The organism is Butyricicoccus sp. AF35-5AC (assembly GCF_003477715.1).
Lineage (GTDB): Bacteria > Bacillota > Clostridia > Oscillospirales > Butyricicoccaceae > Agathobaculum > Agathobaculum butyriciproducens.
Map to the genome: position 1 here is coordinate 307,317 of NZ_QUDX01000003.1, position 10,691 is coordinate 318,007.

11 protein-coding genes are annotated in these 10,691 nt (G+C 55.5%); all 11 read left to right on the plus strand.

The genetic code is table 11. From position 1 onward, the window contains the following. The first annotated feature begins 109 nt into the window (after positions 1–109). The 11 genes from DWZ82_RS06700 to DWZ82_RS06750 all read left to right on the plus strand — a co-directional run bounded on the left by DWZ82_RS06700 (position 110) and on the right by DWZ82_RS06750 (position 10,488). Positions 110–979, plus strand: coding sequence for a DMT family transporter (locus tag DWZ82_RS06700; RefSeq protein WP_256372134.1), 870 nt, complete (start codon positions 110–112; stop codon positions 977–979). 1 nt (position 980) lies between these two features. Beyond that, the gene (locus tag DWZ82_RS06705; protein WP_118479675.1) at positions 981–1,496 is read left to right on the plus strand and encodes a M48 family metallopeptidase; all 516 of its coding nucleotides are present in this window, start codon (positions 981–983) and stop codon (positions 1,494–1,496) included. A gap of 21 nt (positions 1,497–1,517) precedes the next feature. After that, positions 1,518–2,381 (plus strand): Cof-type HAD-IIB family hydrolase, encoded by an 864-nt coding sequence (locus DWZ82_RS06710; RefSeq protein WP_158575114.1) that lies wholly within the window; start codon positions 1,518–1,520, stop codon positions 2,379–2,381. Between the two features lie 3 nt (positions 2,382–2,384). Then, positions 2,385–3,347, plus strand: a complete 963-nt coding sequence (locus DWZ82_RS06715) for a carbohydrate kinase family protein (RefSeq protein WP_118479679.1) — start codon at positions 2,385–2,387, stop codon at positions 3,345–3,347. A gap of 138 nt (positions 3,348–3,485) precedes the next feature. Further along, positions 3,486–3,980, plus strand: coding sequence for a crossover junction endodeoxyribonuclease RuvC (gene ruvC / locus DWZ82_RS06720; protein WP_110437233.1), 495 nt, complete (start codon positions 3,486–3,488; stop codon positions 3,978–3,980). An 11-nt stretch (positions 3,981–3,991) separates the two neighbouring features. Further along, positions 3,992–4,600 (plus strand): Holliday junction branch migration protein RuvA, encoded by a 609-nt coding sequence (ruvA, locus tag DWZ82_RS06725; RefSeq protein ID WP_118479681.1) that lies wholly within the window; start codon positions 3,992–3,994, stop codon positions 4,598–4,600. A gap of 41 nt (positions 4,601–4,641) precedes the next feature. Then, positions 4,642–5,682, plus strand: coding sequence for a Holliday junction branch migration DNA helicase RuvB (ruvB, locus tag DWZ82_RS06730; RefSeq protein ID WP_192924405.1), 1,041 nt, complete (start codon positions 4,642–4,644; stop codon positions 5,680–5,682). A gap of 48 nt (positions 5,683–5,730) precedes the next feature. Further along, the gene (glmM, locus tag DWZ82_RS06735) at positions 5,731–7,083 is read left to right on the plus strand and encodes a phosphoglucosamine mutase (RefSeq protein WP_110436909.1); all 1,353 of its coding nucleotides are present in this window, start codon (positions 5,731–5,733) and stop codon (positions 7,081–7,083) included. Between the two features lie 478 nt (positions 7,084–7,561). Continuing rightward, positions 7,562–9,400: a glutamine--fructose-6-phosphate transaminase (isomerizing) gene (gene glmS, locus DWZ82_RS06740; protein ID WP_117490424.1), complete on the plus strand. Its 1,839-nt coding sequence runs from the start codon at positions 7,562–7,564 to the stop codon at positions 9,398–9,400. Between the two features lie 205 nt (positions 9,401–9,605). Then, complete coding sequence (locus DWZ82_RS06745; RefSeq protein ID WP_227601148.1) at positions 9,606–10,136, plus strand: sigma-70 family RNA polymerase sigma factor; 531 nt, start codon at positions 9,606–9,608, stop codon at positions 10,134–10,136. Positions 10,137–10,212: 76 nt separating this feature from the next. After that, on the plus strand, positions 10,213–10,488 hold the full coding sequence (locus tag DWZ82_RS06750) for a zinc-ribbon domain containing protein (protein ID WP_117490422.1): 276 nt from the start codon (positions 10,213–10,215) through the stop codon (positions 10,486–10,488). Positions 10,489–10,691: the final 203 nt, after the last annotated feature.

A 10,691-nucleotide genomic window follows, 5' to 3' on the forward strand; every position in this document is an offset into this window, starting at 1 on the left:
GAAAAATTTCAAAACGCGAAAAACAGACGATTTCTCTGCCACGCGGAACAGTTTGTGTGTTACAATAGAAGCAGTCAGAAAACTCACAACAAAAAGGAGGAAGACATCAGTGCTTTCCAAAAAAAGTAAGGCAATCGGTTTTATCATTATGTCCGCATTCGGTTTTGCGATGATGGCGGCATTCATACGTCTGGCGGGGGATCTGCCGTTCACGCAGAAAACCTTTTTCCGCAATCTGGTTGCGGTGGCAGTGGCCGCCGTGGTGCTGTGCCGCGAAAAGGTTGGTTTCAAGTGGGAAAAGGGCAACCTGCCGCTGCTCATCATACGAGCAACCTGCGGCACACTCGGCATTTTCTGCAATTACTACGCTATTGACCATCTTGTACTGGCAGATGCAAACATTCTTAATAAAATGTCGCCGTTCTTCGCTATCATCTTCTCGCTCATTCTGCTGAAGGAGCGGGCCAGCGTATTCCAGTACGCGGCGGTGCTTGCGGCATTCGGCAGCAGCATGCTGATTATCAAGCCGGGTTTTTCCTCGGCAACCTTCCCGGCAATTATCGGCCTGCTGGGTGGTATGGGTGCAGGCGCGGCCTACACCTGTGTGCGCGCACTCAGCCGGAAAGGCGAAAAGAGCGCCCGCATCGTGTTCTTCTTCTCGATGTTCTCCACGCTGGTATGCGTACCGTTTATGATCACGGACTACCACCCAATGACATGGGGACAGTTCTTCTGCCTGATCGGCGCAGGTGCGTCAGCCGCGCTCGGACAGTTCGGCGTAACGCTCGCATACGCCAACGCACCGGCCAAGGAGATTTCGGTGTTCGACTACACGCAGGTCATCTTCTCGGCTGTCCTCGGCTTTTTTCTGTTCGGCCAGCTGCCGGACGGCTGGAGCGTTCTCGGTTATCTGCTGATCTGCGGCATTTCGGTCGCGGTGTTCTTCTACAACCGCAATCTGGAGCGCAAGGGACAGTGATATGATCGAATACGAGCTGGTTCGCTCCAAACGCAAGACGCTTGCCGTGCAGGTGACGCGCGAGGGGCGTGTGATCGTTCGTGCGCCGCTGCGGCTGGCAAAATACTGTATTGAACGGTTTGTCGCGGAGCATACGGACTGGATAGTCCGCGCACTTGCCGATCAGCAGTCCCGCCGTGCGGCACATCCGGAGCCGGATGAGGCCAAGCAGGCTGAGCTTATCCGCCGAGCGAAAATAGAGCTGCCGCCCAAGGTACAGCATTACGCAAAACTGATGAACCTGTACCCGGCCGGACTGAAGATCACCTCAGCGAGAACACGGTTCGGCTCGTGCAGCGGCAAAAACAGTATTTGCTTCTCATGGCGGTTGATGGACTATCCTGGACCCGCTATCGACTATGTGGTGGTGCATGAACTGGCGCACATTGCACATAAAAACCATGGACCGCAGTTCTGGGCGCTGGTGGAGCGCTATTTACCCGATTATCGTGCGCGGCGTGCCATGCTGCGCGAATGAGAACAGGAAACGAGTATGAATATGACGAATCAATACAAAATTCTGGCATTGGATTTAGATGGAACGCTGCTGGATGCGCAGAGCCGCATCACGCCGGAGAACGCCCGCGCGGTACGCATGGCGCAGCAGGCGGGCGTGCAGATCGTGCTGTGCACCGGACGCAACGTGCGCGAGGTGCGCCGCTTCAGCGAACAGCTGGAAGCCGCACCGGACTGGCTCGTCACCGCAAACGGCGCGGCAGTGCAGCATCCAGACGACAGGGAACCGGCGTTTTTCGACGGTCTGAGCACAGAAATGGTGGACATCATCCTGAACGAGTGCACTGCCATTGATACCGACCCATGCCTGTATACCACGCAGGATTTGTACTATGGACATGCTTTTCGGCATTTTCTCGAGAATCTGCAGCGGCGCGGACGGGTCGTGATGGACGAGGCCGACGAGGGTTATCACTTTGTCGGGGACAAGAATGCGTGGCGCGCTGCGCTCGCAGACGAGCCGCGCCCATTCACCAAGGCGATTCTTTATCACGATGACCCGAATGCAATCGCGCCGCTGACAGCTGCGCTCGATAAATACGGTATTTTCGAGCTTGCGCCGTCCGTCATGTATGGCGGAGAGCTGCGCAATGTCGAGGTCAACCGCGTGGGTGTGCACAAGGGACGCGGACTGGAATGGCTGGCGCATCACCTCGGCTGCACGCTGGCCAACGTCATTGCCATCGGTGACAGCGAAAACGATCTGACCATGCTGCAGATGGCGGGGCTGGGCGTTGCCATGGCAAACAGCGAGCCGTGCATCCGCGAAGCAGCGGACGTTATCACCGGAAGTAATGCGGAAAACGGCGTCGCGCAGGCGATTTACCGACATATTCTGGGGGAATGAACGATGAAAAAAGTAGTGGCAATCGGCGAACTGCTCATTGATTTCGTGCCGCAGCAGCGCGGCTGTGCACTTGATGAGGTCGTGCAGTTTGAGCGTGTCGCGGGCGGTGCGCCGGCCAATGTGGCAACCGCAGTGGCGCGTCTCGGCGGCAGAGCGCAGATGATTTCGCAGGTGGGAGAGGATGCATTCGGTACGCACATTCTCAAAACGCTGCACGCAAACGGCGTGAACATCTCAACGGTGTTCCGCACCGGACGGGCGAATACCGCGCTGGCGTTTGTTTCACTTGATAAGAACGGCAACCGCGAGTTTTCCTTCTACCGCAATCCCTCGGCAGACCTGTTTCTCGATGAAGCGCAGATTACGCCGGATATTTTCGCGGACTGTGCCGTGCTGCACTTCTGCTCGGTCGATCTGGTAGATGCACCTGTCAAGCAGGCACATCGCAAGGCCATCCGGCTGGCAAAGGACGCAGGCGCGTTCCTCTCGTTTGACCCTAACGTGCGCCTGCCGCTGTGGGACAGCCCGGAAAGCTGTCAGGCAGCGATTCGTGAGTTTCTGCCGTGTGCAGACCTCGTGAAGCTGTCGGATGATGAAGTTGAATTCTGCACCGGCTGCAAAACCGAGAGGGAAGCGGCAGAGCTTCTGTTTTCGCAGGGCTGCAGGCTGCTGCTTGTGACACGCGGCGCGGACGGCGCGGCAGTCTACACGCCGAACGCGAGCGCCGAGACCAAAGCGCTGCCAGTGACGGTCGCGGATACCACCGGAGCGGGCGATTCGTTCATCGGGTCGTTCCTGTATCAGCTTACCCGCGACGGCGTGACAGCGGAAACGCTCGCAGACATCCCGCAGGAGAAACTTGCGGATTATCTGACATTTTCGTCCGAATGTTCGGCGTATACCGTGCAGCATAAGGGCGCGGTTATGCCAACGGAAGAAGAATTGAGAATGGGAAATGGAGAATGAATGTGTCCGCCCACAGAGTGGCAATTCAATAATGCGCTTTGCGCGTAACCGCGGTTCTCAATTTTCCATTAACCTGCCACTAAAATTTATTGCACAATGTGTGCGAACGTGGTATAATTTTGAGGTTATAAAGAAATGATAACGATTCTTGGCATCGACCCGGGCTACGGCACGATTGGCTATGGCGTGGTGCGGTTCGATAATATGAAATTTACGCCGGTGCAGTACGGTGCGGCAAAAACCGCTCCCGGAACACCGATGCACCTGCGCTTATGTGAGATTTACGATGATATCTGTACGCTGGTGGACACATTTCACCCGGACGAGGTGGCAATCGAGGAGCTTTTCTTCTCGAAAAACGTTACAACCGGCATTCAGGTTGCGCAGGCGCGCGGTGTAATTCTGCTGGCGCTGGCACAGAAGGGACTGCATCCGGTATCCTATACACCGAATCAGGTGAAGCTGTCCGTTGTCGGCTACGGCGGCGCGGAGAAAAAACAGGTGATGGAAATGACGAAAAGCATTCTCCATCTCACCAAGCTGCCGCGTCCGGACGATGCCGCGGATGCGCTTGCGCTGGCCATCTGCCACGGGCATTCCCGGCAGGCCATGCGCTATGAAGGCTTATTATGAGGTTTAAATAGATGTTTTATTATGTAGACGGCACGGTTTCCGTGCTCCAGCAGGGGCTTGCGGTGATCGACTGCGGCGGTGTAGGCTATGCCTGTCACGCTTCGCAGAACACCATCGGCAAGCTGAAAACCGGCGAAAAAGCGCGTCTGCTGACCTGGCTCAATGTCCGGGAGGGCGTGTTTGAACTGTACGGATTTATCGACGAGGAGGAGAAATCCTGCTTCCTGATGCTGACCAGTGTCAACGGCGTTGGCCCGAAGGCGGCGCTGTCCATCCTGTCGGTCGCACCGCCGGACAGACTGGCGCTCAGCATCATCACCGGCGATGAAAAAATGCTCATGCAGGCGCCGGGCATCGGCAAGAAGATCGCACAGCGCATTGTACTCGAGCTGCGCGACAAGATGAGCAAGGAGCAGCTCGAGACCGCATCTGCAGCGTCTCCGGTGGCGGCAGCCGCCGCTTCCGGCGGTGTCAACCACACGCAGGAGGCAGTCGCGGCGCTTATGGTGCTCGGCTATACGCAGGCAGAGGCGCTGCACGCGATGGAGGGTCTGGATGCTGCCGGCATGGAGGCGGACGAGATCATCCGTCAGTGCTTGAAAAAGCTGGTCAAGTCCTGATTTCGGACGATAAAAGCCTGATCAAGTAGGAGAGTGTACCTTTGAGTATTGAATTTTCCGGCGGCATGACGGATGATGAACGCATCATCTCCACCCGCCAGCTCAGCGAGGACGAGACCGAGAATTCGCTCCGTCCGAAATCCATGGCGGACTATATCGGTCAGAAAAAAGCCAAGGAAAACCTGAGTATTTACATACAGGCCGCGAAAATGCGCGGTGAATCGCTCGACCATACGCTGCTGTACGGCCCGCCGGGTCTGGGCAAGACCACACTCGCGGGCATCATTGCCGCAGAAATGGGCGTGAATATCCGTGTTACGAGCGGTCCGGCAATCGAAAAAGCGGGAGATTTGGCGGCTTTATTGACAAATCTCTCAGAGAATGATATTTTGTTTATTGACGAGATTCATCGCCTCGACCGTGCGGTAGAGGAGATTCTCTATCCCGCGATGGAGGACTATGCACTCGATATCATCATCGGCAAGGGGCCTTCGGCGCGCTCGATCCGTATCGACCTGCCGAAATTTACGCTCATCGGCGCGACTACGCGTGCCGGTCAGATGACCAGTCCGCTGCGTGACCGCTTCGGCGTCATGCTCCGTCTGGAGCTGTATTCGCCGGAGGAGCTGTGCGGTATTGTTGAACGCTCGGCAGGCATTCTTAATGTACCGTGCGAGCACGAGGGCGCATTCGAGATTGCGCGCCGCAGCCGCGGTACGCCGCGAATCGCCAACCGGCTTCTGCGCCGCGTGCGAGACTTTGCGCAGGTAATCGGCACCGGTACGATTGACAGAAAAAGTGCCGACATTGCGCTTCGTGCACTCGAGATTGATGAGTTAGGTCTGGATAACGTAGACCGCAGAATGCTCAAAAGCATTATCCAGAACTACGGCGGCGGTCCGGTCGGGCTGGACACGCTGGCCGCGACCATCGGCGAAGAAGCGATCACCTTGGAAGATGTTTATGAGCCGTATCTCATGCAGATCGGCTTTCTCAGCCGCACGCCGCGCGGACGCTGTGTGACGCTGCAGGCTTACCGCCATTTGAATATGGAACCGGCGGACGGACAGCAAATGCTGTAATTCAATCATTTCCCCGCCTTTATCATACAAGAAAGTTAGGTGTTTCATTTGGGTAGATATTTTGGAACAGACGGCGTTCGCGGTGTAGCGAACTCGGAACTTGATGCACTGCTGGCGTTCAAGATCGGCGCGGCAGCGGCATATGCACTTACGCAGGAGTCTGCACACGGCCGCAAGGCGAAGCTGCTGATCGGCAAGGACACCCGCGTATCCTCGGATATGCTGGAGAACGCGCTGGTCGCGGGCATCTGCTCGGTTGGCGCGGATGTCGAGCTGCTCGGCGTTATCCCGACGCCGGCGGTCGCTTTCCTCACCATCAAGCACAAGGCAGATGCGGGTATTGTCATTTCCGCAAGCCACAACTCCTTTGAGTACAACGGCATCAAGATTTTTGCAGGCAACGGCTACAAGCTGCCGGACGAAACCGAGGCAAGAATTGAGGATCTCATCGACGATTTTGAGTCCATTCCGAAGATGACCCACGAGAAGATCGGCCGTGTACTCAAAAGCGAGATCGACCCGGTAGTCGAGTACACCGACCACCTTGCAGATACCATCAAGGGCGACCTGTCCGGCCTGCGCGTGGCGGTGGACTGTGCAAACGGCTCCTCCTCCACGACGGTGGAGCGTCTCATGCGTCTGGTCGAGTGCAAGGCGGAAATCCGCTTCTATGAGCCGGATGGCATCAATATTAACGATAACTGCGGCTCCACCCATCTCGGTCAGCTGAAGGAGCGCGTCCGCTCGGGCAATTTTGACCTTGGCGTTGCCTTTGACGGCGATGCTGACCGCTGCCTGATCGTAGACGAGACCGGCGAGGAGCTGGACGGCGACCGCATTATGGCAGTCTGCGCGGCGCACATGAAGAAGGAAGGCAAGCTGCGCGGCGGTGCATTTGTTGCCACCATTTTGTCCAACATGGGCCTGCACGCCTACGCCGATAAGAACGGCATGAAGATCGAGTGCTCCAATGTAGGTGACCGCTATGTGCTCGAAATGATGCTCAAGAAGGGCTACATTCTGGGCGGCGAGCAGTCCGGACACGTTATTTTTCTTGAGTATGCGTCCACCGGTGACGGTGAGCTGACTGCACTGCAGTTTATGTCTATCCTCAAGGCGAGCGGCAAGAAGTGCTCGGAGATTGCAGCTGAGGTTGAGCCGTGGCCGCAGTTGATGATCAATGTCAAGGTGCCGAACGATAAAAAGGCTACCCTGCAGCAGCTGCCCGAGGTCAAGGCGGCTATCGATGCGGCTTCTGCGGAGCTGGGCAATAACGGCCGAATCCTGGTTCGTCCGTCCGGTACGGAGGCGCTTGTGCGCGTCATGGTAGAGGGCACGAACAGTGAGCAGGTAGATACTTTGGCAAAAAAGGTTGCCAAAGTCATCGAGTCTGTTGTATAATGTAAAAGAGCCAACAGGAGTGGGTGTGGTTTGCACACCCACTTTCTTCATTCTGAACAGGGAGGTGGGAGCATTTGCGCACAATTCCATAATATGCTAAGCGCCAGAACTGCGGTGCAGCCGGTATCGCAGTTGACGAGGAAAGGGTTAATCGAAAGTATTCGGCGGGTGCCCTTCGGTCACAAGTGGGTTGATCGTCAGCAGGCTGTTAAAACATACGGGCGACCGTATCGACAGAGCAGTTATGCGTAACGCACTATTTTTATACCCAAAATTAGAAATTCACCGCATATATTGAGGTAAGGCAATACGGAATAATTAAACAAGAGCGATTTGTGAGAGAGTTTTGCGGACCGACAAGGCGCGACCGGAGTTCGTGCAAGAGGCCGCAGCTTTCATTGTTCCGTGCTGTCTAAGGCTCATACTGAAATGTTGCGGAAGATATGTTATATTTACCGTTGCAAAGGAGTATTATTTTATGTGTGGAATCGTTGGATTCACCGGACGCGAGAACGCGCTTCCGATTCTCATCAAGGGTCTGTACAGTCTGGAATACCGTGGCTATGACTCTGCTGGTGTGGCTGCCTTCACGAAGGACGGTCTGCGCGTTGTCAAGGCGCGCGGCCGCATTGCAAACCTTGAGGAGAAGATCAAGGAGGAAGGCGGCGACATGTACTGCACCTGCGGTATCGGCCACACCCGCTGGGCAACGCACGGTGAGCCGTCCGACCGCAACTCACACCCGCATCTGGGCGGCAAGGGCAAGGTAGCAGTTGTACACAACGGCATTATCGAGAACTACAAGGAGCTGCGTGAGCGTCTGGAGGCACACGGCTATGAGTTTAAGTCCGAGACCGATACGGAGACTGTCGCGCACCTCGTGGACTATCTGCACACCGGCAAGCAGGAGGATCTGGCAAAGACCGTTCTGCAGGCCGTACAGCGTTTGCGCGGCTCTTACGCACTGGGCGTAGTCTCGATGGATAACACGCAGGAGATCGTTGCTGCACGCCGCGGCAACCCGCTGGTTATCGGTATCGGTGAGGGCGAGAACATGATCGCATCCGATATTACCGCTATTATCAATCGCACCAAGCGTTACATTATTCTGGATGATAACGAGGTTGCAATCGTTCGCCCGGACAGCGTAGTTGTCATGAACGAGTTCGGCGATACGGTAGAGAAGGAAATCATGACCGTAACGTGGGATATGTCCGCAGCGGAAAAGGGCGGCTACCAGCACTTTATGCTCAAGGAGATCATGGAGCAGCCCAAGGCAGTTGCCGATACGGTTAAGCCGCGCATCAAAAACGATGCGGTTGTATTCGAGGACAACGGTCTGACCGACGAGCGTCTGCGTGAGATCGAGCATATCCATATCATCGGCTGCGGCTCTGCACTGCACGCAGGCATGGTCGGCAAGCGCGTGATTGAGGCGATGTGCCGCATTCGCTGCACGGCAGAGGTTGCTAGCGAGTTCCGTTATGAGAACCCGATCATCGGCAAAAAGGATATGTGCATCGTTATCAGCCAGTCCGGCGAGACGGCGGACACGCTGGCTGCCATGCGTCTGGCCAAGCAGGCAGGTGCGTTCACGATTGCAATCGTAAACGTCGTTTCCTCGACGATTGCGCGCGAAGCAGACGGTGTGCTATATACCTGGGCCGGCCCGGAGATTTCGGTTGCGACAACCAAGGCATATTCCGCACAGCTGTCCGCTCTGTACCTCATCTCGGTTAAGATCGCGCGTGTGCGCGGTCTGATTTCCATCGGTGACGAGCGTGCGCTGTGCGCTGAGCTGCAGCGTCTGCCGGAATGCATTGAGCAGACACTGGGGTGCCAGTCGGATATGCAGCGTATCGCTACGCTGTATGCAAACCGCTCGAGCGTGTTCTTCCTTGGCCGCGGGCTGGACTATGCCGCCGCGCTCGAGGCTTCGCTCAAGCTGAAGGAAATTTCCTATATTCATTCGGAGGCGTACGCTGCCGGTGAGCTGAAACACGGCACGATTTCGCTGATCGAGGAGGGTACTCTGGTTGTTGCTCTGGCAACGCAGCCGGCACTGTTTGAGAAGACGGTCTCCAATATCCGCGAGGTTGTAGCGCGCGGCGCAAGTGTCGTGCTCGTCACCACGGACGATTTCACCGGGGACGAGTCGGTCTGCCAGCACATCGTGCGCCTGCCGAAGTGCCTGTATGAATTTTCCGCTTCGCTCTCGATTATTCCGATGCAGCTTTTGGCATACTATATCGCAGTGGAGCGCAACTGTGATGTCGATAAGCCGCGCAACCTGGCAAAGTCGGTAACTGTAGAGTAAAACGTCAACAATATTGTCATAATTGCACAAAAATAGAAGCGCGTTTTTGTGTGATATAGGTAAAGATGACAATCGTTTCTTGACATTTCCAATTCTACCGCGTATAATAGCTATTGACATGAGAAATGATTATCAAATACAGCCATCGAACGGGATTCCGGATGAAAAGCTGTGCCGTCTGGCACGGCAGGGAGACGGACCTGCGATGGAGAATCTGATCCGTCGTTATACCCGTCTGGTCAAGACCTGTGCGCGGCCCTACTTTCTGGCAGGCGCCGATGCGGAGGATCTGATGCAGGAGGGTATGCTCGGGCTGCTGAATGCCGTCCGGGAGTACGATGAGAGCAAGGGCGCACCCTTTGGAGCGTTTGCACGGTTGTGTATCACGCGGAAGATTTATTCCGCAGTGAAGGCGGCAGCGTCGCTCAAGCACGACCCGCTCAATCAGTCCATGTCAATCGATCGACCTCTGTTTGAAGACCTTGCGGAATCGCGTACCCGGGTAACTGCACCGAATGGTGATCCTGAATCGCTTGTTATCGGCAATGAGGAGAGGGAAGAGCGGAAAAAGAAGCTCTACTCGCTTTTGTCTGAATTTGAGGCACAGGTTTTGACGTTGTTTTTGGACGGCTTATCGTATGAAGAGATGTCCGAAGCGCTGCACAAACCAATCAAATCTGTGGATAATGCCGTCCAGCGCATCAAGCGAAAATCGGCAGCCATTAAACCTATTTAGGCGATAGCAGGCGCAGTGTCTGTACGCATATATTTCAAGTTTCCCGAGGGAACAGTATCAAAGAGAGGTAAAAACCATGTACGAAGACAAGACTTTAGTATGCAAGGAATGCGGTAAGGAGTTCGTGTTCACCGCCGGCGAGCAGGAGTTTTACGCAGAGCGCGGTTTCCAGAATGAGCCGCAGCGCTGCAAGAGCTGCCGTGACGCGCGCAAGAACGCTGCACGCGGTCCGCGTGAGTTCTTCACCGCTACCTGTGCTGCTTGCGGCGGCGAGGCTCGCGTTCCGTTCGAGCCGAAATCTGACCGCCCAGTATATTGCAGCGAGTGCTTCGCAAAGATGCGTGAGCAGTGATACCGTAACGGTAAAAAATCAATAAATGACACGTTAAAAGTGCCAGTAATGACTTTTCTCATTGCTGGTGCTTTTTTCTTTGCCCAAAGGAAAGGAATCGGCAAGGGAATGTATGTGTCCCGAAAAAATGATAAAAAATGAAGAATCGAATCCGCAAGCGATGGGCGGCTTGCGGCAAAAGAAAACCTCTGCTCAAAATGGGC